This is a genomic window from Pararhizobium capsulatum DSM 1112 (genome assembly GCF_030814475.1).
Taxonomy (GTDB): domain Bacteria; phylum Pseudomonadota; class Alphaproteobacteria; order Rhizobiales; family Rhizobiaceae; genus Pararhizobium; species Pararhizobium capsulatum.
Genome location: NZ_JAUSVF010000003.1, coordinates 556,302 through 582,583 on the forward strand (window position 1 = coordinate 556,302; position 26,282 = coordinate 582,583).

The 26,282-nt window shown below is 57.4% G+C and carries 22 protein-coding genes and 2 pseudogenes; 13 read left to right on the forward strand and 11 right to left on the reverse strand.

Translation table 11 applies throughout. The features are described 5' to 3' along the window. Positions 1–462: 462 nt before the first annotated feature. Complete coding sequence (locus tag QO002_RS27825; RefSeq protein WP_307236074.1) at positions 463–2,280, forward strand: calcium-binding protein; 1,818 nt, start codon at positions 463–465, stop codon at positions 2,278–2,280. Between the two features lie 257 nt (positions 2,281–2,537). Here the strand turns inward: QO002_RS27825 and QO002_RS27830 are convergent, their stop codons facing one another. Next, the gene (locus QO002_RS27830) at positions 2,538–2,831 is read right to left on the reverse strand and encodes a DUF982 domain-containing protein (protein WP_307236076.1); all 294 of its coding nucleotides are present in this window, start codon (positions 2,829–2,831) and stop codon (positions 2,538–2,540) included. 314 nt (positions 2,832–3,145) lie between these two features. On the opposite strand from QO002_RS27830, the gene QO002_RS27835 reads away from it, so the two are divergent. Then, positions 3,146–4,498, forward strand: coding sequence for a calcium-binding protein (locus QO002_RS27835; protein ID WP_307236078.1), 1,353 nt, complete (start codon positions 3,146–3,148; stop codon positions 4,496–4,498). A gap of 207 nt (positions 4,499–4,705) precedes the next feature. Here QO002_RS27835 and QO002_RS27840 read toward each other — a convergent pair whose 3' ends face one another. From QO002_RS27840 to QO002_RS27850, 3 genes are all read right to left on the reverse strand, one after another. Continuing rightward, complete coding sequence (locus QO002_RS27840; RefSeq protein WP_307236080.1) at positions 4,706–5,560, reverse strand: class I SAM-dependent methyltransferase; 855 nt, start codon at positions 5,558–5,560, stop codon at positions 4,706–4,708. A 17-nt stretch (positions 5,561–5,577) separates the two neighbouring features. Beyond that, positions 5,578–5,844, reverse strand: a complete 267-nt coding sequence (locus QO002_RS27845) for a hypothetical protein (protein ID WP_307236082.1) — start codon at positions 5,842–5,844, stop codon at positions 5,578–5,580. Positions 5,845–6,065: 221 nt separating this feature from the next. Then, positions 6,066–6,371: a hypothetical protein gene (locus tag QO002_RS27850; protein WP_307236084.1), complete on the reverse strand. Its 306-nt coding sequence runs from the start codon at positions 6,369–6,371 to the stop codon at positions 6,066–6,068. A 116-nt stretch (positions 6,372–6,487) separates the two neighbouring features. On the opposite strand from QO002_RS27850, the gene QO002_RS27855 reads away from it, so the two are divergent. Further along, positions 6,488–7,774 (forward strand): GGDEF domain-containing protein, encoded by a 1,287-nt coding sequence (locus QO002_RS27855; protein WP_370878607.1) that lies wholly within the window; start codon positions 6,488–6,490, stop codon positions 7,772–7,774. Here the strand turns inward: QO002_RS27855 and QO002_RS31010 are convergent. Both QO002_RS31010 and QO002_RS27860 read right to left on the reverse strand, forming a co-directional pair. Continuing rightward, positions 7,741–7,947, reverse strand: a pseudogene (locus tag QO002_RS31010) (helix-turn-helix transcriptional regulator); the annotation flags it as partial. The gene QO002_RS27855 and the pseudogene QO002_RS31010 overlap by 34 nt on opposite strands. 783 nt (positions 7,948–8,730) lie before the next feature. Then, positions 8,731–8,861: pseudogene (locus QO002_RS27860) on the reverse strand (IS6 family transposase); the annotation flags it as partial. Positions 8,862–9,020: 159 nt separating this feature from the next. Between QO002_RS27860 and QO002_RS27865 the strand changes: the two are divergent. Beyond that, complete coding sequence (locus tag QO002_RS27865) at positions 9,021–9,893, forward strand: hypothetical protein (RefSeq protein WP_307236086.1); 873 nt, start codon at positions 9,021–9,023, stop codon at positions 9,891–9,893. A 158-nt stretch (positions 9,894–10,051) separates the two neighbouring features. Next, a complete protein-coding gene (locus tag QO002_RS27870) occupies positions 10,052–13,354 on the forward strand; it encodes a calcium-binding protein (RefSeq protein ID WP_307236089.1) in 3,303 nt (1,100 codons plus the stop codon). Positions 13,355–14,425: 1,071 nt separating this feature from the next. On the opposite strand, the gene QO002_RS27875 is transcribed toward QO002_RS27870, so the two are convergent. Further along, complete coding sequence (locus tag QO002_RS27875; protein ID WP_307236090.1) at positions 14,426–14,770, reverse strand: hypothetical protein; 345 nt, start codon at positions 14,768–14,770, stop codon at positions 14,426–14,428. Between the two features lie 382 nt (positions 14,771–15,152). On the opposite strand from QO002_RS27875, the gene QO002_RS27880 reads away from it, so the two are divergent. The 6 genes from QO002_RS27880 (at position 15,153) to QO002_RS27905 (ending at position 20,002) form a co-directional block, all read left to right on the forward strand. Then, a complete protein-coding gene (locus tag QO002_RS27880) occupies positions 15,153–15,482 on the forward strand; it encodes a hypothetical protein (protein ID WP_307236092.1) in 330 nt (109 codons plus the stop codon). Beyond that, the gene (locus QO002_RS27885) at positions 15,482–15,805 is read left to right on the forward strand and encodes a hypothetical protein (protein WP_307236095.1); all 324 of its coding nucleotides are present in this window, start codon (positions 15,482–15,484) and stop codon (positions 15,803–15,805) included. Before QO002_RS27880 ends, QO002_RS27885 begins: the two co-directional genes overlap by 1 nt. A gap of 179 nt (positions 15,806–15,984) precedes the next feature. Beyond that, on the forward strand, positions 15,985–17,295 hold the full coding sequence (locus tag QO002_RS27890; RefSeq protein WP_307236098.1) for a tetratricopeptide repeat protein: 1,311 nt from the start codon (positions 15,985–15,987) through the stop codon (positions 17,293–17,295). Positions 17,296–17,313: 18 nt separating this feature from the next. After that, positions 17,314–18,438 carry a PIG-L family deacetylase gene (locus tag QO002_RS27895; protein WP_307236100.1) on the forward strand — a complete coding sequence of 375 codons (1,125 nt, stop codon included), beginning with the start codon at positions 17,314–17,316 and terminating at the stop codon, positions 18,436–18,438. Continuing rightward, positions 18,435–19,406: an ATP-grasp domain-containing protein gene (locus QO002_RS27900; protein ID WP_307236102.1), complete on the forward strand. Its 972-nt coding sequence runs from the start codon at positions 18,435–18,437 to the stop codon at positions 19,404–19,406. Before QO002_RS27895 ends, QO002_RS27900 begins: the two co-directional genes overlap by 4 nt. Then, a complete protein-coding gene (locus QO002_RS27905) occupies positions 19,379–20,002 on the forward strand; it encodes a histidine phosphatase family protein (protein WP_307236104.1) in 624 nt (207 codons plus the stop codon). The genes QO002_RS27900 and QO002_RS27905 overlap by 28 nt, the downstream gene beginning before the upstream one ends. A gap of 101 nt (positions 20,003–20,103) precedes the next feature. Here QO002_RS27905 and QO002_RS27910 read toward each other — a convergent pair whose 3' ends face one another. Next, a complete protein-coding gene (locus QO002_RS27910) occupies positions 20,104–21,552 on the reverse strand; it encodes a glycosyltransferase family 2 protein (protein ID WP_307236106.1) in 1,449 nt (482 codons plus the stop codon). 1,345 nt (positions 21,553–22,897) lie between these two features. On the opposite strand from QO002_RS27910, the gene QO002_RS27915 reads away from it, so the two are divergent. Further along, entirely contained in the window at positions 22,898–23,239 is a 342-nt protein-coding gene (locus tag QO002_RS27915) for a hypothetical protein (protein WP_307236108.1), read from the forward strand. A gap of 788 nt (positions 23,240–24,027) precedes the next feature. Here the strand turns inward: QO002_RS27915 and QO002_RS27920 are convergent. Next, positions 24,028–24,222 (reverse strand): hypothetical protein, encoded by a 195-nt coding sequence (locus QO002_RS27920; protein ID WP_307236111.1) that lies wholly within the window; start codon positions 24,220–24,222, stop codon positions 24,028–24,030. Positions 24,223–24,240: 18 nt separating this feature from the next. Further along, positions 24,241–24,501 (reverse strand): DUF982 domain-containing protein, encoded by a 261-nt coding sequence (locus QO002_RS27925; RefSeq protein ID WP_307236113.1) that lies wholly within the window; start codon positions 24,499–24,501, stop codon positions 24,241–24,243. A 401-nt stretch (positions 24,502–24,902) separates the two neighbouring features. On the opposite strand from QO002_RS27925, the gene QO002_RS27930 reads away from it, so the two are divergent. Beyond that, positions 24,903–25,058, forward strand: coding sequence for a hypothetical protein (locus QO002_RS27930; protein ID WP_307236115.1), 156 nt, complete (start codon positions 24,903–24,905; stop codon positions 25,056–25,058). A 235-nt stretch (positions 25,059–25,293) separates the two neighbouring features. Here QO002_RS27930 and QO002_RS27935 read toward each other — a convergent pair whose 3' ends face one another. After that, positions 25,294–26,253 carry a 3'-5' exonuclease gene (locus tag QO002_RS27935; RefSeq protein ID WP_307236118.1) on the reverse strand — a complete coding sequence of 320 codons (960 nt, stop codon included), beginning with the start codon at positions 26,251–26,253 and terminating at the stop codon, positions 25,294–25,296. Positions 26,254–26,282 lie beyond the last annotated feature (29 nt).

Here is a 26,282-nt window from a genome sequence, read left to right on the forward strand (position 1 = left end):
GCCCAGACACGACCCGCTTGGACTCGCGGACGTGTTAGTCGAGGTCTCACCCCAATTAGCGCAAGCCAAAAAATGACAGCACGGCAATGACGATGACGACCAGTCCAACGATATAGATGATGCGGTTCATGAGGGGTTTTTTTCAATTTCAACGTGTTAAAACGCACATCAAAACGATTTGGTTCCTCTGGTAACTGAGTACGACTATCAGCCAAAAGGCGTAGCGTACCCGTTCGCAGAGAACAGCCTGCCCGCCGAGATTCTCGGCCCACGCATGGCAGCATTGCGATTGCCGTGCTCCAGGCTATGCACCCTCTTCGGTACTGGCTATTTGCACGCAGATGGCGGAAAATACCGGTGGGACCGGAAGTCGCAACCCTGCCATGCGGAACTGAGCCGGGTGTCGACGGAATGACTGACGCGCCGGGCTGGCAATGACACGATCAAACGAGGGAGTTTGAAATGGCTATCGTCCAGTGTCTCGAAGCGACCAACATGGACCAAATCCAGAATTTGACCACCCCGCAACTGACCGCGGCCACACCCTACACGTTCGATATCGAGTCCCGTGACACCAAGACATGGTTGACAGCGAACGGCGTCTTCACCGGCAGCAGCGGGGTCAACTACGCTGGGCATATTTCCGCGATCGCAGTCGACAGCGCCGACTACGGCCTGTTCCCGAACCTCTACATCACCACGTCGTACGACATGACGACCGCAGCATGGACGCAATTGTTCTCGGGCGGGCAGTTCCGTATCGCCATTGCAGTCGTGCTCTATGGTGATGACACTTTCTACGGTTCTGCGGGAACGGATCGCCTGCTAGGCTCTGGCGGCAACGACGTGTTCATGACCAGCGATGGTGCTGATACGTTCATCGGCGGAAGCGGAACCAATAGCGTCAACTATGCAGCAGCGGGCCCTGGCCTGGTCGTGGAACTCGAAGCGCCCGGCTACAACAAGGGTGCCGCCACTGGCGACGTCTATACCGACATCCAGAACGTCATCGGATCAAACTTTGCCGACTACCTGTATGGCAATGGCTTCGCAAACAAGTTGCAGGGTGGCGGCGGTAACGACACCTTGGTCGGCAAGACCGGAGGCGACACGCTCGACGGTGGAACCGGCAGCGACACCGCGTCCTACGATGCAAGCGCCTCCGGTGTGACCGCCAGCCTGCTCAATCCGTCCGTCAACACGCTCGAAGCGAGCCTGGACACCTACATCTCGATCGAGAACCTCGCGGGCGGCAGCTTCGACGACATCCTGCAAGGCAACAACCTTGCCAACACGATCGAGGGCAATAACTATCCCAACTCCTCGATCATCGACAATGACCGGCTGTTCGGCCTCGGCGGCAATGACAGGCTGTTCGGCTATCGCGGCAACGACACCCTCACCGGCGGCCTCGGCACCGACCTCCTCGACGGCGGCCTCGGCAACGATGTCTATGTGCTCGAAGACGGCTCAGACACGGTCATCGATGCCGGTGGTATCGACAGCGCCACATCGACGATCAACCGTTCGCTCGCCGTCGGTGGCCTTGTTGCAGTCGAGAACCTGACGCTGGTCAATGTCGCGACTGCGTTCAACGCCACCGGCAACAACCTCAACAATGTCATCACCGGCAATCCCGGCGTTAACGCGTTAAGTGGCGGCAACGGCAACGACACTTTGATCGGCGGCGGCGGAGCCGACGCTCTCAATGGCGGAAGCGGTACAGACCGCGCGTCATATTCCACGGCGACTACCGGCGTCGTTGCCAACCTGACATCTCCGTCGAACAATACTGGCGACGCGAAAGGCGACACCTACGTGTCGATTGAGAACCTTTCCGGTTCAAACTTCAATGACACCCTCTACGGCAGCGCTGGTGCCAACGCGATCAGCGGAGGCAATGGCAACGACATCCTCAGAGGCTATGGCGGCAACGATACGCTGACTGGCGGCGCCGGCGGGGACCGGTTTGACTTCAGATCGGCGCTGAGCGCGACCACGAATGTCGACAAGATCAGTGATTTCAATGTCGCCGCTGACACCATTCGCCTTGAGAACGCCATCTTCACGGCACTGGCCGCGGTGGGGACGCTTACATCCGGTGCGTTCGCGTCGAATTCGACCGGTCTTGCCGGCGACAGCAGCGACCGCATCATCTACGAAAAGGACACTGGCGAACTCTACTATGATGCCAATGGCAGCGTCGCTGGTGGGGGCATCCACTTCGCCACATTGAGCGCCAATCTGACACTCACCAACGCGGATTTCTTCGTGATCTAGTGATGGTTAACTAGATAGCCGAAGGAGACAGTTTCTCCGGTCTCAACGGATTCGTGCAGTCCCGCTCGGGATAGAACTTCGCGTCTGTCGTCTTGTCTCACGGGACCAGGAAGCGGTGCGTCTTGGCCAGGATCAAACGGGTGCAGAGGATTGTTGAAGCGTTGCAGCCCCAGCACTGGTCGTGATCGTACTAGCAACCTTCAAACAGCTAACTAAAACAAAAGGCCAAACCGCCTTGCTCGGGCGCTGCCGGTTGCCTACGGCGTACGATCTCCTTTTTGGGAATTGTTCGCGTGAGGGATGACACCTTGGATATTCTCCATTCCTGCTTCAAAACAGGCCGCAACAAAAGCTTCGCGAGCAACCGCGCTTGACGCGCTCAGGCATAGAGCCCTGCGACAGGCGGTAACAGCGCGCTCGTAGCGCTCGCCGTGCTTGAGTGGCCACTCGTGTTCGAGAAAATCGAGCGCTTCGTAGACGCCGCTAAACGTTCGCACCAAACCGCTTGGCAGGGTTACTCTGAGGGGAAGGTTCCACTCGATATCGCGCATAGCCGTTTTCCTCCTGACTGACGACATTTTGCGAGATGCGGAACAATTTGGAGAGTCGTTCGCCAAATTCAAGATCAGCGGCGGTGATCCGTTTAGCGCGAGTTCCACAAGAAAAGCCGGTAAAGCCAGCCGATGCTCCAAAGACTGGCTCGCTCTTGACGGCAGAACTAGCGCGCTCCTCGCCCATCACGACGGGGGGTGCCTTGCGCCAGGTGCGCGCGAACTTCTCATGCCGGGCGTTGTTCAGCGAGCATCAAGACAGTAATTATCTTCGAGCGTACTGTATTTCCCTTGTCTAATGGGAGATCACAAAAATGGCCTTGCAGATATTTGGATCGAACAGCATTGGCTCCGGCCTTCGTGCCGACCTGACAACGGCGGACAGTGTGTTCGTCGCCGCAGGCGTCACTGTCGGATCGACTAATGGTACGGCAATTACGGGGACCGGGAGTTCTCATATCGTTAATATACAAGGCACGGTGCTTGGAAACTTTGACACCATCGTACTCGGTGACGACCGCGCAGCCGATAGTGGTCATCACCTGATCGTTGGAAGCAATGGCTATATCGGACAATTCAGCGAGGTCGGTTATGGGGCCGAGCTCAGTGGATACAACACCACTGTCGAAAATAACGGCACGATCTGGAGCGGTTCTATTGGGGTAGTTATATCAGGCACGAACGCGGCTACTCATTCGACCGTGACAAATACCGGCGTCATTGATGGCGGAAGCTATGGGATATTGCGTACAGGCGGAGAAACTCTGATTGTTCAAAACAGTGGAACAATCAAATCGGCCGGTTATGCCTATGTCGGCTCAGACGCCATCGACCAGATCACAAACACCGGCAAGATCGTTGGCACGGTTAATCTTGGCGGGGGCAATGACATTTTCGACACTCGGCTTGGGACGTTATCAGGCACGCTTTATGCGGAGGCGGGCTCCGACAAGCTCTACGGTAGCGCACTTGCGGACACGTTCCGCGGCGGCGACGATGGGGATACCATTTACGGCTATGCCGGCAACGACAAGCTGTATGGCGAAAATGGGAATGACGCCTTGGTGGGCGGTGCGGGTGCCGACGCACTCAGCGGCGGGGCTGGAACGGATCGCGCGTACTATTCAGGGGCGACAACCGGGGTTGTCGTCAGCCTGCAGAGCCCGTCTCTCAATACGGGTGAGGCCAAAGGCGACACCTTCAGTTCGATCGAAAACCTGACCGGCTCCAATTACAACGATAGCCTCTTCGGGAACGCGGGGGCAAACTCATTCAGCGGCGGCGCGGGAAACGATATCATCAAAGGCTATGCCGGCAAGGATGCACTCGCAGGCGGTTCGGGCAACGACACATTTGTGTTCGACACCGCGCTCAGCGCCGCCACCAATGTCGATACCATCAGCGACTACAATGTCGCTGCCGATACGATCAGGCTGGAAAACGCCATATTCACCAAACTGACGGCGACCGGCGTTCTCGACGCAACTGCCTTTGTCAAGAACACGACGGGTGTGGCTGCCGACGCATCCGACCGGATCGTCTATGAAACCGATACCGGCAAACTGCTTTACGATCGGGATGGAAACGGTGCATCCTATGCCGGCGTCCAGTTCGCGAAGCTGGCGGCGGGACTGGCAATTACCAGCACCGATTTCTTTATCATTTGAGGCGAATGCTGCACCGTCGTGGACGTCGAGACATGCTCGGCGTTCACTCGCCGGAAGGGAACGGCGCATTGACAGCCACCACCTACCTCATCGCTGAACTGATCAGGGCCGCGAACAAGCTTGAGAAAGTTGAGCCCGCCATCCCAATGATGTTCTTGATATGTTCTTTATGTGGGTTTATCCTCACCTTATGGACGAGAGACTTCTTCAACAGTCTGCTAAGAGAAAGGTCTTCTTTCTAAGCACAACGGCATCCTGATGCTCGTTCATCGCTCGCTCTTTGTAGGCTACGATTTCAAAATGCTCGCTCCAGCGTGCGCGGATATATTTCTCCGTGTGATAGGCAGTCTGGTAAAAATCTGGCAGCCCGTCGAGCTTTAGTCTGCCCGTTTGGCCTACCCGGTAGAGGAAACCTTTAGCCGTAAGCTCTCGCAAGTCAGCGGGAGGCAATTGCTGATGCGTGTAGGGGCCGTGAGCAGTCGCAATAAGCAAGCCATTCTTCCTCAGAACACGCGCCAATTCGCCCAGCCAGCGGAACTGATCGTCCTCGTCCAGGTGCGTAAAGAGCGAAACGGAGTAGACGACATCAAAACTGTCGGGGTCGAACGACATCGGAGGTCGAAAGTCGTTCTCGGTAAAGCCGGCGACAGCGCCAAGCTTTTCCTTGCACCACCGGATTGCTTCACCGTCAATGTCGGATCCGTACCAGCGGGCCTCGGGCGCGTGGTCCTGGAAGTGTCGGATAACCCGTCCGCAGCCGCACGCGAAATCGAGAACCGCAGGGCAGCAGGCGAGATCCTTGCCCCCTAGCCGGGCTAGGACCTCCAGTTCACGTGCGCCGCGGCGCCCAACCTCCAAGAACTGATCGACATCGAATGAACCGCTGACACGGAACCGCAACATGGGCGGCGGGATCGGCAAGGCTCCCAGCGCAACCGCCGCCCTCTTGTCTCTCCAATCGCTCAAGAGGAGTTTGGCTCGAAATAGTGCGTACTTCGCGATACCGTACGTCTTGTAAACTGCGGGATTGGACCGCAGAAACAGCCTTATGCTACTGGGCATCCCTTCTCCCATTCAGACTATCGAGCGCCGCTCCCCTTGATCCGCATCTTGAATTCTTCTTCTGCCGCGCCCTCAAGCCATGCGCGGACGTTTCCTTCGGCCGCTTTTTGCGCATCGGTGAAACTATACGAGCGCTGGAAGCCGCCGAGCTTTGTAAGGTTCTCCGACCACAGCCATTGGCCTTGTGGCTCCTGCAACTGGATGATCGTTGCGACCGGATGCCGACCAAGCATTCCCACCCATCGGCGATTATTTTCGGCTATCCAGCTCAGCGTCGCACTCATAAGGCCTCCGCAACTATAACTGAAGCAGAAAGAATATTGCACAACTGAAAAAATGCTAGCAAAAATTGAATTCACATACTGTGTGCAGCTGGGAACCGAACTTAGCTACCTCCCTCGGCTCGTCGCGCGAACCAACCAGCAACGGAGTTTGATGGCTCTCCGCCCCGAAGGCCCGGTTGCCAAAGAAATCAAAAGGTGCGGATATGGCCTGGTCCCGGCTGCTACAGTTGACTCGGTGAAGGGACCAACAATCCGTTCGACCCGATTGCCGTGTTGTTTGATGGATGAACAGCCATCTCTGTAAGCGCCATAGCGGCGATGTTGTCGGCGAAGGAGCGGAATTGTGGCGGATATCGATGACTGTGGAAGTTTTGCGCCGTATAGTAATCGAGCCCTCTTAAATGCTGCTGTTCCTCGCGCGCGTGAATCGCTTCGATCTCGCGTTGGAATATATCGTTCCGAACCCTAAATTCTCCACTCTTTTCACCGAAGAAATCAGGTTGCGGGCGCAAAGCAATCTCGCTCAATTCGGCAGATAACTATGTAAGCTCTGAAGATAGTCCCGCAGCTCATCCTGCTGGTCCGTCATTTCTTGGGTGACCGGGAGAAGAAACGGGTAACTTAGACAACTGAGTTAGAGCCCATGAACACGAAACGAATGATGAGTTCTGGCAACGCGGCACGGGGACCTTGGGAGACAAGACTCCAGAGCCCGAGTCCAGCCGCCCTAGAAGAAGTCCATCGCTTGCTCGCCGGGCGAACCCGCGATATCCGGCTTAGTCCTGAATTAACCCAGCTCTTCCGTGAGCGTTCCTGGCCTCACACTGCCAAAATCATCCGCGCCTGGATGTTTTGGGTTATCGTGCTTGACGTTTTGATGTTGGGACTAAACGCGATCTTGCTTACGCCCAAGACCGTGCTCTCCATGCTTCTGCCAGCATCCTGCATGATACCAGCGGCTCTGGTCACCGCTACCACCTTTGCGCGGCCTCAGACGTTCTGGGTTCGGGGAGTGGTTATCCTCTCGGGTGTTTTTCTCATTCTTCTGTGCCTGGCATTTGTCGGCATCCGCGCAAGCAATGAGTTTTATGAACGGCATCTGACGATCATGCTGTTCGTGGCGGTGACCGCCATCATCATATTTCCCATTCCGGTGGGATGGACTACGGCGATTAGCGTTTTTGCCCTCGGCCTCTTCCTCCTATTCCAGTTGCGAAATCCAAATATCGAAGTCGGAAGTGCCCTTGCGGGAACCCTGTTTTTTGCATGCGGCGTCTTTGCGACCGTCGTTGCGCGACGTACCATCGTTATCCTGGCTCACAAGACCTTCTTGCTCGAGTTGCGAGATCGCGGCCGGCTCGCAGCTCTCACCGATGCCAACACACGCTTGGAGCTTCTTGCGAGAACGGATCCGCTGACGGGGGTCGCAAACCGGCGGTCAATGGCCGAAATGCTCGATCGCCTGTGGAGTGAGGACATTCAACGAACGCGGGGCGTGGCAATGCTGATGTGCGATGTCGATGAGTTCAAGAAGCTCAATGATAGTCTCGGTCACGCAGAAGGCGACCGTTGCCTGGTAAAAGTGGCCGGCATCATCCGGAACTCCATACGAGACGAGATCGATCAGGTCGCCCGTTATGGCGGAGAGGAGTTTCTGGTCCTTCTACCCGGCGCTGACGAAGGGACTGCCAGAACCATCGCCGAGAGAATTCGCAGTCGCGTAGAAGCAGCGCGGCTTCCAAACCCGGCATCTCGTGTTACTCCCTATCTCACGGTCAGCATCGGAATAGCGGTGGCAACACGAGATAGTAAAAGTATCTTGGTGGGACAACTCCAACGCCGCGCAGATGCCGCGCTCTATGCGGCGAAGAACACCGGGCGCAACTGCGTGCTGGTCTATGCGGACGAGGCCAGCCGAGGCCAAATTTGAGGAGTTCCCCGATTATCGTCTCCTCCCGACCAGGCGCTCTGCGAATTCACGCCCCATTTCGAATTGATGGTCTTCATTTGGGTCCTGACCGTTTCATAGCTGACGCCGCCGGCAACAGATACCTCCTGGAACGAGAACCCGGAAACAATGCTGGATACGACGTCAACTTCTCTTGGGGTTAGATTGTAGGTGGCCCTGAGTCACCTACCTCTTCATCATCCGAGCGCGCGAGCTTGGCAAAACTTCAGCGTGTGCTGATCTTCATAATGCGTATGCGCAGAAGGCCTCCGTGATTTGGCTTGGATGCCTTACTCATCGGGGGCTTTTACGCTCAAGGCTCACCGAGGTTGGTCCAAGTCAGCAAACAGCGCCAATCCGCTTTTCTGTCTCGGCATATGCTGCATGTGCTGGGACTGTCGTTCGACAACTTCGCTTCCCTGATGCAGTTCCTGCCGTGGACCGTGCGTTGAACAGAGTTGGGCTATTGCCAGACCGCTCTCGTAACGCGTTGGTCGCGTCCAATGCGGAGCATCAGACGGTCCAAACCTCCTCGCAGCAAAGGCCGTCGTGTGATGGAATCACACGACGGTCACTGGTTAGCAGGTTGTTCAGGCGCTTCAATTCCAGAGGCGATATTAGTCGAGACATGGCCATGCGCAATCGGCGATGCTTGAAAAGTTGCAAGACGCACGCAGGACGGCGACACGGCGCTTATCTTTGTGGTTCTATCCTACGCGGGGGGTCGTGCCGAGACACGACCCTCTTGGACGCACGGACGTGTAAGTCGAGGTCTTACCCGAATTAGCGCAAGCCAAAAAATGACAGCACGGCAATGACGATGACAACCAGTCCGACAATATAGATGATTCGCTTCATGACGGGTTCCTTTCAATTTTACGTGTAAAAGCGCACATCGAAACGATTGGTTCCTCCAATGAGCGAGTGGCCTTGGTGACAATTCCGCGCTCCAGCAGCATTTCCTCGACAAGGCTAAGTTCAGCGGAAACCTGAAATAAAGCCAGACCGCGTTCGAGATGATCTGTTGCGGGAAACGGTGACGCTTGTAGCTGACGGCAGAACTCTTCATTCCACTGTCTCTAAGCCAAACTCACTGATGCCGCGTTTATGTGACAACACCAACTATACTTCTATATTGCGCGTATCCCTGCCCCAGCCCAAAAATGGCGCCGGCCAGCGCCGGTTTTTCCTTGGCAGGCGCGATGCATCCGTTACAAGTCATCCTTGCATGATATCCGATTCACACACATCCTTCATTCCGCTTGCGGCACCCGACGATCTGCTCGCGCAGGAAGCGGCCGCCTTTCGTGCCTCGCAACGGTTTCCCCAGGTGGTGCGCGCCTATACGGAAGGGCTCGCGCGTTTCCGGGAAGCGCCGTGGATCGTCAACAAGCTGGCTGCCTATGACCTGCGCATGCGCGTCGTCGCCTTCCTGCTCTATCTAGATGCGGACAGCCAAGCCCCCCCCGGCCAGGAAAGCGGCGCCACCTATGGCCGGCTTCTGGAACTGTGCATGCGCCGCAACGAGGTGAGCCCCCGCGTTCTGAAAACAACCCTGACGCTGCTCAAGCTGGCCGGCCTTGTCCAAGTGAAAAACGATCCAGACGACCGTCGCCGGAAGTTCTACCATCCGACGGAACGACTGGCGGATTTCATCGGCCTGTGGCTCGGTTATGCGATTGGCGCGCTTGAGGTGCTGGAACCCGACAATCCCCGCGCGCAGTGGTATCGCGAAGATCCAGATTTCGTCAGCCGCTTCTTTCTTGCAGCCGGGCACGATTACATGAGCGACATGCCGCTGACCGACCGGCTACCGGATTTCGTTTCTTTCTTTGGCGGGCGCGAGGGCGCAAGCGCCGTGATCGTCTCGGTCATGCTGGCACATTTCGACGGCACCGAAATTCCGAGCCGGGCGAAAATCGGCAGACGCTTCGGGATTTCGAAGACGCAGATCGGCAAGGTCATCCGCGAGGGTGAGGAGCGCGGCTACTGGACCCTCGATGCCACGACCGCTCCTGTTGCCACGTCGCATCTGCACGCCCAGTACGGCCACTGGATTTCGCTGGAGTTGGCCTTTTACGCCCGGCACATGCGTCCGTGACCCTTCCGTCTTAACCCTTTCTTTTCCCTAGATTCATTCTTGCCCCTTCCGGAGGCCCGCAGGCCTGCAACGGCTCGATCAGGTGCGTTTGTGACCGATACAGCCACAACACCTGAGGCTACAAGGCCGCATGACTGGAAAACAGGACCGGAAGTGACATGGCGACGAAGACCCTGACCGACAGCGACGATTTTCTTGAAGACGGCAGCACCGGCAATACGATTAAAGGCCTCGCTGGCAACGACACGATCTATGGCCAAGGTGGCACTGACACGATCTATGGTGACGACGGTGACGACATGCTCGACGGCGGCGACGGCAACGACACGATCTATGGCGGTGACGACGCCGACGCGATCAGCGGCGGCAAGGGCAACGACACCATCGAGGGTGGCTCCGGAGGCGGGTTCGACCTCGAACTAGGCGATCTTGGAACGGACAATCTCGACGGCGGCGAAGGGATCGACACCCTGTCCTATGCGAATTCGTCCGAGGGCGTTTTCGTCACGTTCGAAGAAGGAGGCTCGGCGTCCGGCGGCGATGCCAACAACGATTCCATCTACAATTTCGAGAACATCACCGGTTCGGCCTTCGACGACTCTCTGACCGGCGACTCCGGCGCCAACGATCTTCGCGGCCTAGCCGGCGCCGACGTCATCGCGGGCGGGGCCGGCGCGGATATCATCGATGGCGGCGACGGGGTGGACGATCTCGACGGCGGCACCGGCGACGATACGCTGACCTACACGGATTCCACCGCCGGCGTGACGATCACCATGGCCGCCGACGCCACCTCCGGCACAGCCAGCGACGGCGACGCGTTCCGCAACTTCGAGTTCATCGTCGGTTCCTCCTTCGCCGACACGTTCAATGGCGGCGCGGGCAAGGATTTCCTGCTGGGCGGAGCCGGTAACGACATCATCAATGGCGGCGCCAACAACGATACGCTCTTTGGCGACGCCGGCAACGATACACTGAACGGCGGCACCGGCGACGACCTATTGTACAGCGGCGATGGCAACGACACGCTGAACGGCGATGACGGCAACGACGTGCTCTACGCCACCGGCACGACGGGCACCGGCTTGGCAACGCTCAACGGCGGCGCCGGCGACGATTCCTTTATCACCGGCGCGGGGAAAACGGGCAAGGTCGATGGCGGCACCGGGACGGATACCGTTCACGCCAGCACGTTCCTTGACGGCGTGACCTTCAGCAATGTCGAGGTCCTGGATGCGATGGACGGGTTCGCCTATGGCACCGTGGCCCAGCTCAATGCCTTCTCGACCATCACCATCTCGGGTTCTGACCGTCAGGATATCAATATCATCCTCGAGGGCACGGGCGGCACGCTTGACCTGTCGTCCAAGATCACCGGCAACCGCTACGCCGTGGTCACTGCGGGCAATGGCGACGGCATACTGACTGGAGCTGTCAATATCACCGGCACCGGCAACAACGACAGCCTGAGCGGCGGCGATTACAACGATACGCTGAACGGCGGCGCAGGCAAGGACACGCTGGCCGGCGGCAAGGGCAATGACACCTATGTGGTGGACAATGCCGGCGACGTCGTGACCGAGGCGGTCAGCGCGGGCACCGATACGGTGAAAACCTCGCTTGCCAGCTACACGCTTGGTAGCAATGTCGAGAACCTGACCTACACCGGCACTTCGGCCTTCACCGGAATCGGCAACAGCCTTGCCAACACCATCACCGGCAGCACCGCGGCAGACACGCTCTCCGGCGGGGACGGAAACGATACGCTGGCCGGCGGCAAGGGCAACGATACGCTGAACGGCGGCGCGGGCACGGATGTCCTGGTTCTTACCGGAGCCCGTTCGAACTATAGCTGGGTGAAGAACAACGACGGCTCCTATACGGTGACCGACAGTCGGAGCGCGAGCGACGGCGTGGACAAGATTTCAAACATCGAAAATGTAAAGTTCTCCGACCAGACGATCGCCGTGGCGCTGGCAGCAAACAAGGCACCCGTAATCACCTCGGATTTGGGTGGAACCACGGCTGCGATCACCAGCGCAGAAAACCGGATAGCCGTCCGGACAGTGACCGCAACAGACCCGAACGAGGACAAGCTGACCTATTCGATTTCCGGAGGTGCGGACAAGGCCCTGTTCACGATCGATGCTTCGTCCGGAGCGTTGGCCTTCAAGTCGGCTCCCAACTTCGAGGCGCCGACCGACAGCGGCAAGAACAACGTCTACGATGTGATCGTGACGGCAAAGGATGCCGGCGGGTTGAGCGATACGCAATCGATCGCAGTCAAGGTCACCAATACCAACGAAGCGCCGGTCGTGACCACGGCAGCCACAATCAACGTCGCCGAAAACACCAAGACGGTCGCGACCGTTGCCACAACCGACGTGGACGCCAAGGACAAGCTGACCTATTCGATCTCGGGCGGTGCGGATAAGGCCGTGTTCACGATCGACGCTTCGTCCGGAGCGTTGGCCTTCAAGTCGGCTCCCAACTTCGAGGCACCGACCGACAGCGGCAAGAACAACATCTATGACGTGACGGTAACGGCCAAGGATGCGGGCGGCCTGTCTGACAGCCAGGCAATCGCAGTCAAGGTCACCGATACCAACGAAGCGCCGGTCGTGACCACGGCAGCCACAATCAGTGTCTCCGAAAACACGAAGTCCGTCGTCAAGGTCGAGGCGACGGACCAGGACAATGATACCCTGACCTATTCGATCTCGGGTGGCGCCGACAAGGCGCTCTTCTCCATCAACGCTTCGACCGGCGCCCTGACCTTCAAGTCGGCCTCCGACTACGAAGCGCCGACCGACAGCGGTAAGAACAATGTCTACGATGTAACGGTGAAGGTGACCGATGCCGGCGGTTTGGTCGATACCCAGGCGATTGCCGTGAAGATCGACAATATTGCGACGACGAGTCGTTCCACGTCCTACACGCTTACCGCCAGCGAAGACGACCTGACGTTAACGGGCAACGGCGCTCTTCATGGCATCGGCAATGACTTTGACAACATCATCAAAGGAAACAATGGCAACAATGTCCTTTCGGGCGACAATGGCAACGACACGATACACGGCGGCATAGGCTCAGACAGTATTATAGGCGGCGGCGGTGTCGACGACCTCTATGGTGACGCGGGTTTGGACGTTTTCGCATTCAAGAACGTCTCGGACCTTGGCACATCCAAGACGGCAACCGATACGATCTTCGATTTCGACGGCAAGGGCGGCGAGGACATAGACCTCAGAGAGATAGACGCCAACACCAACACGAAAGCGGAAAACGCCTTCAGCTTCATCGGCACCAAGAACTTTTCGAAGATCGCCGGTGAACTGCGCTACGAAAAGGATGGCTCTGGCACCTACGTCTATGGTGATGTGAACGGTGACGCCAAGGCGGATTTCGTCATTCACCTCGACGACGCTTTGACGCTCTCCACGGGTTATTTCATGCTCTGACTCCGAAGCACGGTCTGTGGGGCCGCAATCCGCGCGGCCCCCTTTCCTCCGTCGGACTGAAGAATTCGAATTGGATACGCTCTGGCGAGACGCCGGGCTTTGGCAGTCCGTTTACGAACGCCACCAGAGATCGCTTTGAACTCACATCCTGTGTGCAGCTCAGAACCGAACTCAGCTAACCCCCCCGGTTCAGTCGCGCGACCCGACCAGACAGGGAGTCTGATGGGCCTATGAATGCGGATAACTTTGATAGATACATACCCGGTAGCTGCCGTTGGCAAAGAACGCAAATGGTGCGGATATGGCCTGGTCGGCGGCTGCGGTTGACTGGCTGCAGGAAGCGGCAATGCAGCCGTTGCCGTGTTGACGGATGAACGTCCATATCTATAAACGCAGTAGCGGCGATATTGTCGGCGAAGGAGCTGAATTGTGGCGGATATCGAAGATGAACTCAGGACGCTTCGCAGTGCCCCGCGAGTTCTCGAGGAAAAGAACCGCAAGACCGGTGGTGGTGGCTATCTCTCCAGATCGCCCAGGTACGGGACATGATCGCCGAAAGGGAACGGTTTCGCCTGGATCAAGGTCAATTCGGAAACCCACTGTCCCCTCAACCAATCACCAAAGAACGGGCCTCACGAGACAAACACGACGTTTCGTGATTGCTGGAACTGCCGGGCATGGCGCCCCCGGGATTTGTCCCGCTGGGGATGGAGTGCTGCGTACGACAGGCTACACGCACAACAACAGTGGTGAGGCGAGTGGTTGCTTAGCTGGACGAAAATCGGAGGATCCAAACGTAAAAGCCCCCGACGAACCCATCCAAGCCCACTCACTGAGGGCCCAAAGCTCTCTGCGTGATCCACATAACGACTATGTTGCCGTAGGGCGAAAGTGCGCTATGATCATCAACAGATGATGTGCCGACCACGGATGTACTGGCTGCGGGCCGACAGGAAAGGCCGGGTTCTACCCGGCCTTTTTGTTTGCCGATGGCTGCCGCAAGCAACCTATTGGCAAGCATTCGGTCTGTTTCTTCCAGGACACGGACTCGCCGGCCGCGGCTATTCGCCACTACGCTGAACAATAGGACGCCTGATGTCTGAGAACAAAGTTGCCGTAAAGTCCGGGAGAAAACTGGCCGTCGAAAACGACTTGTGGGAAATAAGAGACAATGGGATGCCTGTTACCTATGTCGACATGCTCACTGAACTCCGCCATCACAACAACGTTATCTATTTGAGCCTCGGACAGTCGATCATCGACGGGAAGAATGAGCCTATCGTCAACATCACGGCGCGGCATCGCATCGACCTTGGAACCGCGAAAAACCTGCATCGTATTCTCGGCGAGGTGATCGCGGATATCATCAAACCAGGCGATAAATCTCAGGCGAATTGATGGGGTGAAGGCGCCCATGCTGCGCACTCCGCAGACGCGAAGGAAAAGAAACGTTAGATCGTCTCAGCATTCGCGGTGTGGCGGCCCTTACTCAACGCCAATCGCAGCGGCCCAGGAAATGGAACCACCCTGCGTGAGTGCTTGCAGGGTGGCTCAAATCCGGTCGGGGAACCGGGCGCTCGGTGAAGTGGTTCTCACAGGGAGGAACTGAGGACCAATTTGGGGCCTAAAAGCGCTCTTTAACCGTCGCTGAAAAAATCGAATGACGTAACCCTGAAATTTCAGGGGCAGAAGGCAAAAATCCTTGCTCCCAATGGCCCGAAGTACCGGATCGGGAACAGCCTTGCTTGACACTCGCGTGCATTATGGCAGGTTGCGCGTATAAGGCGTGGGGCGATAGATGATTGCGACTGACTGGCATGCCAAACTGACGGAACAACACGAGATTGTCAGGATCAAAGCCGAAGAGGCGACGATCCTGCTATCGAAGCCCGACCTTCCCCTTCAAACCGCGTCTCAACTTTATCGTGATGTCGAGAGGCTGGCGCAGAGGTTCGATGAGATCGTCAATCTTCTCGCAGAGGAAATCGATGCCGACACCCGGCTTTCCGAAGCCGCAGAAGCCCTGGACGATTTATGGGCTTGCCTTTCGGTCGCGACCGTCAATCGCGTTCTTGTCCTGCGAGGGCTTGACCCGTTCGGAATTCGGGGTGTTTGTGGGAACGGCTAATGATTGAGGCAGCCAACACCAATCGCCCCTTCCAAGGCAACGCTCTCGCAGCGGTGTTACGCGATCTGGCCCAAATCAACGCGATCGCGCTCAGCATTAAATACGACCTCGCTCCGCTGTCGGAGAACGACAAGGCATTGGGCATGCAACCGCTTGCCCCAACGCAAATCTCCAGTGAACTTGAACACATAGCTGCAATTGTTACCCGGATTGTCCTGGAACATTTGAAGGCTGAGTCCAACGTAGCGACCGGAAACTCGCCTCCCTGGCCGGCGACCCCGGTGCTGATGACTACAGACAACAAAACCATGGGCTGTACATGAGGATTAGTGACGCCAAGCGGTAGTAGGACAAGTTGCTCGGCGGGCATTAAAAGAAGCACTTGATCCGAAGGCTGCGTCAGACAATACTGCCCTCAAGCGGCATGCCGTTTGGGGAATATCGATCTAGACGAGGTCACGTGCGGCGTTTCTCCTTTTCCCGGTTACTAGGCGGAAGACCATTGAGGAAGCTTGCCACTCGCTCGTTGGCGTTGGTTTTTCTTGCGTCGCTCACTTCGATCGCAGAGGCCCAGAATGGTTGCGAGATCGAGGAGGCGCAACGCCTGTTCGGCCAACACCCTCGCCCGACGGCAAAAGTCGAGGGCCTACTTGCGGTCTGTCGAGTCAGCGGCTCGACAGACTATCGCGTTTACATGTTCCTTGGCGTCATCGCCCGAGATGCCGGCGACGCCGAGCTAGCAGCTACGCACTTGCGCAAAGCCCATGAGATGGAACCACAGGAGCCAAATCCGGCGCTCGAGCTTGGCTTCACCCTCGAAGCGAGGCGCCCGAAAGAGGCTCGAATGGTCTATGAGCAAGTCCTGGCGCGCGTGCCGGCTTCGCGGCCGGCCATGCTCGGATTGGCGCGGGTCGCACGCAGCCAGAACAGGCTCGACGAGGCTGGCCGGTTGTACGAACGGCTTCTGTCGGTCGACCCTCAGGATCCCGAGGCGCTGAACGGGATGGCTTGGCTGGACCTGGCCGAACGCAACCCAAATCAAGCGCGCACCAGGTTCGAGCACGTGCTCGAGATCGAACCGACCAACGAGGAAGCGAAAACCGGCCTCTCGAGTTCTCGGGACGTCTACCGCTATCTGCTCGAAACCAGCCCCTTGGTGGTTTCGACCGATGAAGGCACATCGTTGGGCTTCCAAGTACGCGGGACGGCTGGAATCACGGCATTCGACACGCTGGAGTTAGGCTGGCGCCACTATAGCGATGAATTGTCGACCGTATCGGAAATCGGCCTTTCGACTCTGCCGTCGCAAAACATCACTTTAGGTTACCATCGGCTGGTGCCACTCAGTTACGCCTTTTCCCTAGTATACGACTATCGTGACTACTCGGAGCAGCCAACCGAGCACTGGTTCGAAGGCAGCACCACCATATACGTGACCGACAATCTACAGTGGTTCGGCGGTTACCGTTGGTCCTTCGGCGCCGAACAGTACAACGGCTATTTGATTCGAACTGGCGTCACCGCCACCGTCGCGCCGTCCTGGCTGGTGACGGCCACGGTCTACGATTCGCACCAGGCTGCGTTCGACGATTCGCGCAACCTGTGGAGCGGAGCGATAGATGTTACCTACCTTGGGGCGCACAACATGCTTGTCGTCGCTGGTGTCGGCGCTAGCCCCTCCATTGACAACCTCGACCTGCACGCGCGCGCGACCCTGCCCATCAACGACACGGTTGCCTTACAAGTCAACGTATCCCACGATACGATCAACTCAGCAACGAGAGTATCAGGTGGCCTTCTATTCAACTGGTGAAAGGATCAAGCCACGCCAATGCATTATGTACGGGGAAATCGCCGGCTGAACGTCGTGCAACAAATTCCCGGCGAGCGATTGCGCTTGCTGGTCGTCAATGCGGACACCGCCGCGACGAGTATGCTGCGGAGCGCATTTGCCTCCGTGGCCGACGCTGCGCTGGAGGTGACTGCGTCCGCGAAGACCGCAATCCGGCTGTTGTCGGCCGAGCCCTACGACCTCGTGGCAGTGGATCCGGCGATAACTACGGGCGGCTTCGCGCTAATTAAATACATCAAGGACAACTACCGCTGGACGGAAACTCTGATCGCCACTCACAATCAGGAGCCGCTGTATCTGCGCGAGGCGATCAGCTGCGGTGTCGACGGTTTGTTGTTCAGGCCAGCGGGTTCCGCCGAGTTCGTCGAGCAGGCCCTGCTTCTCGCAAGAGAGGCCAGCGCGCGACGCCGTCGACAGCAGAAACGCGTTCTGGCGATCGGTGCCCATCCCGATGACGTCGAGATCGGCTGCGGCGGCGCGCTGGCCGCGCACTACGACGAATACGATTTGCTGCATATACTGACGCTGTCGCGCGGAGCAGCGGGCGGCGATACCGACATCCGCGCGACCGAGGCGCACAACGCCGCTGCAATGGTTGGCGCACAACTCAAGTTGGAAGACCTCCGCGACACTGACATCGACGCAGGTGCGGAGACGATCTCGATTATCGAAGCCGCGATCCACGAATTGCAAGCCACGCATGTATACACCCATTCGAACGAGGACACGCACCAGGACCATCGCGCGGTTCACGCTGCCAGCCTGGTGGCAGCGCGCGGCGTGCCCAACGTATATTGCTATCAGTCTCCCTCCTCGACGATGGACTTTAAGCCTCACCGTTTCGTCGACATCACGCACTACATCGACAGGAAGATCGACCTGATCGGAGCCCACAAAAGTCAGGTAGAATCCATGGAGTCGATTCAGCCCGATATGATACTTTCGACGGCTCGTTACTGGGGCCGGTATGCCGGCCATGTACTGGCCGAGCCGCTGCAGATCGTTCGCGAGCGCGACAGCAATTCGGGCTCGAGCCGGCCAAGGATCAGGCCCGCGGCAATCTTATTCACCGCCGAAGGCGACAGTGAGGGGGGCGAAACATGAGGATGCTGGTCACGGGCGCAGGCGGCGCATCTGCTATCAGCATCTGGAAGAGCCTTTCGGCGGACCATGAACTTCACATGGCCGACATCGACCCGTTGGCCACTGGCCTCTATCTCGTACCGCCGGACCGCCGGATCATTATTCCGCGCGGCGACGCGCCCGAACTCGTTCCAGTTCTCCATCGCGCCTGCAAGGAACGGCACATCGAGGCTCTGGTGCCGACGGTCGACTTCGAGTTGGCACCACTGGCCGCGGCGCGCGACAGCTTCGCATCAATTGGTGTCGAGCTGCCGATCTCACCCGTAGAATGCCTGCGCACCTGCCGCGACAAGCAGCTCCTAATGGACGCAGTGCGGGGCAAGGTACCCATCCCCGACAGCGAGCCACTCACCGAGGTGGTGGCCGCTAGGGTCGATTCTTTTCCACGCTTCGTCAAACCACGCGAGGGCGCGGGCTCGCGTGGCATCGCCAGGATCGACAGCCGCGCCGATCTCGACATACAGCCCAAGGACGGCTCGCTGATGTTGCAGGAATATCTGCCAGGCGAGGAATATTCGGTCGATATCTACGTGAGCCGAGACGGCCGTGTCATCGCCGTCGTTCCGCGCGTTCGCATGAAAATCGATTCCGGTATCGCCGTCGCTTCACGCACGATCAAGGCACCTGAAGTGTCCGAAGCAGCCGTGCGCACGGCTGAGATCATAGGCATTCGCGGGACCGCCAACATTCAGTTCAAGCGCTCGGCAGAAGGTGTGTTCAAGCTCCTCGAAGTTAACCCACGTTTTCCCGGAACCCTCCCGCTGACCGGCGCGTCGGGCGTCGATATGCCAAGGCTGATGGCCGACGAACTCGCAGGCCATAGGTTGCCGGCTGGGCTGCTTCCTTTTAAGGAGCTAATGGTCGTTCGCTACTGGAACGAGCACTACCTTGATGCCCGCGAATGGGAGGCATTGTGCCTCCAGCATTGACCTGGCTCGTCCGCCATGGCCAAAGCACCTCAAATGCTGGCTTGCCGGTGACCAGTTTCGGCGATGTTCCGCTGACTGCGCTGGGTCACCAGCAAGCGCGCGAAGTCGCGAACAGGGTCCAGCACCAGCCTGACATGCTGATCGTGTCACCGTTCCTGCGTGCCCGTGCCACCGCCGAGCCAATTTGTGCCCGCTGGCCGCTCGCGCGATGTGAAACATGGCCGATCCACGAACTAACCTATCTCAGCCCGGCGCGGTGTCACGGGTCGACGGTCGAGACGCGTCGCCCCGTGGTCGAGGCGTATTGGCTTCTTTGCGATCCTGACTACACGGATGGGCCGGATGCCGAATCGTTCCGGTCATTCATGACGAGATTGCTTGAGTTCCATAATCGACTAAACTCGGCCGACGGTGACTTCGTTGTGGTTGTCGGCCATGGGCAGTTCTTCCGCGCCTACTTGTTGGGCCTGAGAGAGGGTTTCACGGTCTCTTCCCACTGGATGGAGCGCTATCGGAAGGAAGAAACCGCTCGTCCGATGGCTAATGGCGAAATCGTCGAACTCACAGGAGAGGCACTGAAACGATGCCAAGACTGATCAAAGAGCAACGAGATAGGCTGTCACCAGTAAGGTCGTGATGAGGATTATCGCCAGTTCGTACCAGAAGATGCGTCGTTCATTGCGGACGTCCTGAGACTTTAGTGTATCGAATATGTTGGCGGCCGCTCTTTCGTCGGAATCCTCGCCCTTCCGGTCTTGATCGTTTTGTCCCATTTGAGATCTGACTTTCTGATTTCCGCCACGATAGCGGCGACCCCGATCGCGCACAACATTGGGCCGTAGCCGACGAGCACCAGCAGGGCATTGCGCAGCCAGTTTGGCGCACCTGCCTTGTCCATTCGATAGACGCACCACGCCGCTGCGATCGAGATTGCCGACCATCCGAGGATGGCATGCACCGCGAGACTGCCCCACGACCAAGCGTCGGGCTTCTCCAGTTTGAGGCCAATGAACGGCGTCAAAAGGGCAATCGCCATCACTCCGATTGAGAGCAGTCCGGGAAACGCAATACCCTCGAACCACGAGCGTCTCGCGGCAGTCGGATCGATGCCAAAAGAGAACATTGTCTGGAAAAGATAGGCGACCAACGTAACGCCCGAAGCAACGTAGAAGGCTCCCAACGCCCAGGGTGTCCAGAGATGATAGAGACCGATGGCACCGATCGAACCGGCCAACATGAAAAGCGGCATCAGAGTGATGCTGAACCAAAGGATGCCGAACGCCCAATTGCCAAGTAGAGCGCTGCGGCCGGGCTTGAACCAGATATCGCTGAAGGCCCGCATGATCTGCAGGTTGCCGCGCCCCCAACGGAGACGCTGTCTCCAAAAGGCCGCGAGGCTGTCGGGTTCCTCAGCCCAAACAATCGCATTGGGGTCTATCAGCACGCGATGGCCTACGAGTTGCGTCTGGAATGTTGTGTAGGTGTCTTCAGCCAGCGTACTGGTATCTATCGCACCACCGATTGCGATTAAATTGGCGCGACTGTGGAGTTGCGCTCCACCAGCCATACAGGCTAGCCCGCCCATAACGTTCTGCGTACGTCGCGCGGCCGCCTGGGCCGCGATGTATTCAAATCCGATGAACCGCGACAGCAGCCGACCGGGATGACTGCCCTCCTTGACATAGGCCGTGACACCGCCGACTTCCGGGTCGGCCAGATGGCGGACCATGCGCCGCAAGGTCATTGCCTCGAAGAGGACATCGGCGTCCATGATCATGACGGCCTCGGCCCAATCCTCGGCAAGGATCACCTGAAGCCCGTGATTCAGTGTGTGTGCCTTTCCCTCGCCACCTCTTTCGCGTCGCAGATAAAAGACAGAACCGGGATACTGCGCCACCTTGGCATTCATGACTTCGGGCGTATAGTCGGTGCTGGCATCGTCCACAATGTAAAGGCGCCAGGAGCCGGGCGGATAGTCGATGCTCATCAAAGCATCAATGCTGGGGCCAAGCACATCCGCTTCATTCCATGCCGGCAGCACGAATGCCACGCGCGGCGTGTCTGGCCCAATCCGGGAATAGTGATTCCACATGCCGTGGAGGCCGACGATCAAAAACTGGGCGAATGATGCGCATGTCGGCACCATTCCCATCAACACCAAGAGCAAAAAAATGACCGCCAGCGTATTCGTCATACGGCGCCCACTATCAGACCGAATAGGCTGTTCGGCAAGTCTTCATTTCGAGATCGACCTGCGGCACACAAAGCTGGGGAAATGCTAAACTCGCGATGGCGTATAAGGTCTGACGAACACTCGTGATACCCTTGCCCAGTCTTTTGACATAACCACTTCGCCGTTCAGCAATGGCCTCTCCCACCATATGTATTTTAAATTGCGACCGGCTTGTCGTTCTCAGCCATCGCCGCACAAACTCGTAAGCAACGAATCCATCCATAATGGCTAAAACTCACCTCCATCGCCGACGATCTTGGCGCTGTTGACTAAGGAAAACAAGACGATAGGCTGGACATGATGATTCGTGACCCTGGATAAGATGGTGCCGTTGAAGCGTGTATTGGAAAAAGTCGGCGACGACTGGATAGCGATTGTGGACCTCGCTGCCATCGTCGCAGGAGTCCCCGGAGAAAAGGTGACCAAGTCAGTCGCGAACGGGACCCGCCTACGCTGCCGACAGCTCGTTGAAGCAGGCTTGGTCGAGTTTGGATACCAGGAGCTAACGTCGGGCGTGGTCTGGAAGCACCGCGGTGAACAACGGGTTCGCCTGGTCGTTAGACGCATCTGTTCGCACGGCTAGCTTCTCACCACCATCGACGAACGGTCCAGGAAAAACTTCCGGTCAGTGGTGATCCATAACATTCAGACGTGCTCGAATTTTGCAGCAGCTACGCTGTAATATAGGCGATGAAGCTATTTTCGGTGGCCGGTTTCGCCTTTCGCTATCCGGAGGCGCGGGCCTCCGCCCTACTTTACACCGACCCTGCTCGGATATGACGGTTTTAACTATTCTCTAAAATGAACCGAAACGTTCCCCTGCTATCGACGCGGGAAAAGGGGAAGGTGACGGGCGGTCGCATACAGTTCCATTTGCTCAATGACACAACGTGCTAGCGGCTGGTTTCCCGGTTGTCATCGGGGATGGCCCAAACGGTGAGGAAAAAAAGCTCCCAATCATCCGCTGTTTACGCATGTTCGTGCGGAAAGTGCCGGGGGAGATTATGGCCGCGAAAGAGAACGAAGTCTTGGCAGGTAGCCTCGCTGTCAACATCGGAATTGCTAAGGCATGTACGCTTCGAAGCGGCCCTCACGATATTTTCTTCGTTCTTGGGCTGATTGGATGCGTCGTATACCGTCGCCTCCCGGCCGTGACAAAAACGACACGTGCACGCGAAAAATGATTCTGGCGTATGGAAGCATTGCGGCCGCTGTGTTTAATCTCGGATATTAGAGTGTTTTAATAAAAGGCCCGGGCATGCACGATTATCGCCTTGACCAAAAAATTACGTTTCTGACAGCAGAAATTCTTCTGTCTCAGAACATAGACTTCAAGCACCCAAGTTTCTTCTCCCGTTTTTTCGACCTCGAAGCCGAGATGAACAAACTCTCCGAGCCAGAGATCAGCAGGCGGTTTGCTATGGTGCAATCGCAATTAGAAGATGCCGACATTGATCGGCTGCTCCGAAATTTCGCGACCAACTTGGAACACCACCAGATCGCCAAGAGGCTGTCGTCGTTGAAAGCTGCATTGGCGGCGCTTCAACCACCCTCCCCTGAACGAACGTTCCTTCGTCGTATTTTCGGTTTTAGGGCATAGACGGGTTTCGCACTGACGCAGAGCCGGGCGCATGCCGTCTTGTCTCAGTACAAAAACTGTCGACGCAGGTGACCCGACACCCATACCCTGAATCAATCGCAGTGATCCTGTGGCTACCAAAACGCCGCTGTCAGCGGTCGCGGCACGCCCCATTCGGAGCCTTGAGGACGCGAGGAAGCAGACCACGGTATAGGGGGGCGCGTCACCCAGCGGATATGCAAGGGGCAACCAGTGGTCGACAAGAGCGACGAGAAAAAATAGGGCCCTCGCCTTAGCGAAGGCCTTGCGATTATATTCTCTCGAAAATTGATGCACCCCAATAAGGGAAGCATATTAGGACTAGCCCAGGTTGGCTAGTACTCCCATTGACGACGGGATGCTGCCGGGATCCCTTCGATGGTGGGTGAGGGCCTGTTCAAAGCTCGTTCACGGACGAGAAAATCTCGTGTTCATGCGCCATTCGTGCACCCTTACAGCGAAAAGGAAGTGAAAGTACGCGACATTTACTTTAGAGTTGCATAATAATGCAACGAAGGGGGTTGCAATGGGTCGGGTACGGGTCGTCGTCGCGAAGTTCCAAGACGTATGGGTAGCGTCGTTTTTTTACGATGGCTGCTCCGAACACCGGGGATTCCTGACGCAAGGAGAGGCTGAGGAATACGCGAGAAAACGCGTACGACGGTCGAAGGCAGTTTCAGGAGGCACCGTTTGATAAGATGGGTGCCCGTTTACGCCATAGCCTCCACCTACGTGTGGCCTTGATCCCACTTGAACTGAGAGCCTGCGCTTCACGATGGTCTTTGTCGGGCATCTATCGCTGCTGCAAACGTCACGCAGAAGTCATGTGCCGCCGCCGCCGCCTCGTTCTCGTCTTTAAACGGACCCAGAACAGTGACGAAGCCTGCAACATCAACAGAAATCGTTTTGGAGTCTGGATCGAAGCTAAAGGCCCCACTCAACGGACCTGTCACGCTCGTTGTCATCGAAAACCTCCGGTTCGATTAGATGGATGGGCGGTGATCGCGCCAACCGAAACAACCAATCCCGCGCTCTTCAGCGGCAAGCGGGATCATCATCTTCACGCTGAGGTGCGATCTGAGAGTGTTGCGGCAGGCAGCAACAGCGCGCTCGTAGCGCTCGTCCCGCTTTAGCGGCCACTCGTATTCTGGAAAATCGAGTGCTTGGTAGACGCCGCTAAACGTCCGCACCAAACCATTTGGTAGCTTTCCTCTGAAAGGAACACTCCATTCGATATCGCGCATAGCCGTTTTCCTCCCGACTGACTGCGTTTCTTGCGAGATGCGGGATACTTTGGAGAGTTGCTAGAAATTTCAAGAGAGGTGGTGGCGCGAAGCAGTTTTCAGCCGGGGATTGTGCAAATTGTGCGGGTCTCCGTCCTAGGCCGGGACGGCAGGGTGAATCAACAAGCCCTCGGTGCCTCCGCCATCCAAGCCTAAACATCGAGGGCTTGCCCGTTTGTAGCTACCAGAAAAGGATAACGCAGGTTGTACGAATTTACCAGTACCCCTCATTTGCACCGGTGGTTAGACGATACGTCTATTGGATGAGTTAACCACCCGATCGCACTGACAGACTTTCCACTATCACCTTGATGGCGATCGATCACAGTCGCGACTGTCAAAGCCAATAGGAATAGATCACGATGCTCATTGCGCTGGTCGTGTATTTCGTCATGGCGTTCATCTTCGTGGTGTTCTCCTCTTTGGAGGGGGTTGAACCGCAGCCCTCTTGGAGGCCGACCAGGGTTCTGGGATTATTCATCGCGATCGTTTGGCCCGGAATTCTTTTACCCTTCTGATAACGCACTTTGCAATGACGCCCGAACACCCGCAGAACGCGGCCCTGAACTCTGCAAAGGCAATGACTGCACGCAACGAATTGCATAGAACCGACCCTGTCGTCGCGAGCGCCAGCCTGCGTCAGAAATCGCCCGGTCGCTTGGGACTTCCGGAACGTTCTCAATATAGGTCGATCCGCGGGGAAGGCAGGTCACGCCTACCCCAGCTCCGTTTTTTTGCGATAGCGTCGGAGCCCTAAGCCTTGAATCGATCGAACGCCGAGAGGCTTTGCATGGGCGGGTTTGCGTCATACCTGTAGATGTCAGTTTGCAGCCAAGCGAGCTCGTCATCGGCAAGATGCTCATCCACCTCGATCCACCAGGATTTCGGGCGACCATCGCTGCCATCCGACCAGCGGTATCCCCTGCCCTTCAGATGTTCCTTGAGATCGAAGGGACTGTGCTCGGCATAGATGCGAACGCGGGATTTCTGGCTTGCACGATAGAGTTCGCTGAACGGCGTGATGGACGAACCTTCAACCTTCTGGTCGAGCACCTCCAGAAGCGCGTGACAATCATCGACGGCACGATGCCCTTCATGAAAATATCCCGCCTGGCCGATGAGATAGCCAAGTTTCGTGCCCTCGAAGCCGCGACCGGCCCAATCGACCTCGGAAACCGAACAGGCCCAGGCTTTGTCGGCAAAGATCGGCGAAAAGGCTTCGCAGAACGGCCTGTCAAACCCGGCATTGTGGGCAATGATCAGGTCCGCAGGTCCGACGAGTGCCTTCACCTGAGCCATATTGATCATCTGGCCCGCGACGTCAGCATCGGTAATTCCGGTCAACCGTGTAATCTCGGCTGGTATCGGACCTGACGGCTCCTGTAGCCCGCCATAAACGGCGTGAACCTCGCCGACCTGGCCAACCGCGTTGAAGCTGAATGCCACAAGCCCGATCTCGATGATTTCGTCCTTTCGGGCATTGAGACCTGTCGTCTCGGTATCGAGAACAATTCCACGCAGCGGAAACGCATCATCGACGTCGGTGACGATACGGCGAGACTCAAGCTTGCTGAGAATGCGATAGCGACCGGTTGCCTGGAGATAGCGAACCATATCGTCTTCCGACATGCCGACCGGCCGGCGCGGTCCGGGACGATTTCCTGTCGGCGCCGGGCGCTGCTCGATCTCAAACATGTCGTACTGGGTGCTCATGCCATTCGTCCCAAACCAGTAGTGTTGAA

Coding starts and splice junctions, on each gene's coding strand:
- QO002_RS27840 (WP_307236080.1), bottom strand. CDS start 5,560: ATGCCCAGTAGCATAAGGCTGTTTCTGCGGTCCAATCCCGCAGTTTAC.
- QO002_RS27845 (WP_307236082.1), bottom strand. CDS start 5,844: ATGAGTGCGACGCTGAGCTGGATAGCCGAAAATAATCGCCGATGGGTG.
- QO002_RS27925 (WP_307236113.1), bottom strand. CDS start 24,501: ATGCGCGATATCGAATGGAGTGTTCCTTTCAGAGGAAAGCTACCAAAT.
- QO002_RS27885 (WP_307236095.1), top strand. CDS start 15,482: ATGATTGAGGCAGCCAACACCAATCGCCCCTTCCAAGGCAACGCTCTC.
- QO002_RS27915 (WP_307236108.1), top strand. CDS start 22,898: ATGCACGATTATCGCCTTGACCAAAAAATTACGTTTCTGACAGCAGAA.
- QO002_RS27865 (WP_307236086.1), top strand. CDS start 9,021: ATGATATCCGATTCACACACATCCTTCATTCCGCTTGCGGCACCCGAC.
- QO002_RS27855 (WP_370878607.1), top strand. CDS start 6,488: ATGAACACGAAACGAATGATGAGTTCTGGCAACGCGGCACGGGGACCT.
- QO002_RS27835 (WP_307236078.1), top strand. CDS start 3,146: ATGGCCTTGCAGATATTTGGATCGAACAGCATTGGCTCCGGCCTTCGT.
- QO002_RS27870 (WP_307236089.1), top strand. CDS start 10,052: ATGGCGACGAAGACCCTGACCGACAGCGACGATTTTCTTGAAGACGGC.
- QO002_RS27880 (WP_307236092.1), top strand. CDS start 15,153: ATGATTGCGACTGACTGGCATGCCAAACTGACGGAACAACACGAGATT.
- QO002_RS27830 (WP_307236076.1), bottom strand. CDS start 2,831: ATGCGCGATATCGAGTGGAACCTTCCCCTCAGAGTAACCCTGCCAAGC.
- QO002_RS27895 (WP_307236100.1), top strand. CDS start 17,314: ATGCATTATGTACGGGGAAATCGCCGGCTGAACGTCGTGCAACAAATT.
- QO002_RS27935 (WP_307236118.1), bottom strand. CDS start 26,253: ATGAGCACCCAGTACGACATGTTTGAGATCGAGCAGCGCCCGGCGCCG.
- QO002_RS27900 (WP_307236102.1), top strand. CDS start 18,435: ATGAGGATGCTGGTCACGGGCGCAGGCGGCGCATCTGCTATCAGCATC.
- QO002_RS27905 (WP_307236104.1), top strand. CDS start 19,379: ATGGGAGGCATTGTGCCTCCAGCATTGACCTGGCTCGTCCGCCATGGC.
- QO002_RS27930 (WP_307236115.1), top strand. CDS start 24,903: ATGCTCATTGCGCTGGTCGTGTATTTCGTCATGGCGTTCATCTTCGTG.
- QO002_RS27910 (WP_307236106.1), bottom strand. CDS start 21,552: ATGGTGCCGACATGCGCATCATTCGCCCAGTTTTTGATCGTCGGCCTC.
- QO002_RS27920 (WP_307236111.1), bottom strand. CDS start 24,222: ATGACAACGAGCGTGACAGGTCCGTTGAGTGGGGCCTTTAGCTTCGAT.
- QO002_RS27825 (WP_307236074.1), top strand. CDS start 463: ATGGCTATCGTCCAGTGTCTCGAAGCGACCAACATGGACCAAATCCAG.
- QO002_RS27875 (WP_307236090.1), bottom strand. CDS start 14,770: ATGGGCGCCTTCACCCCATCAATTCGCCTGAGATTTATCGCCTGGTTT.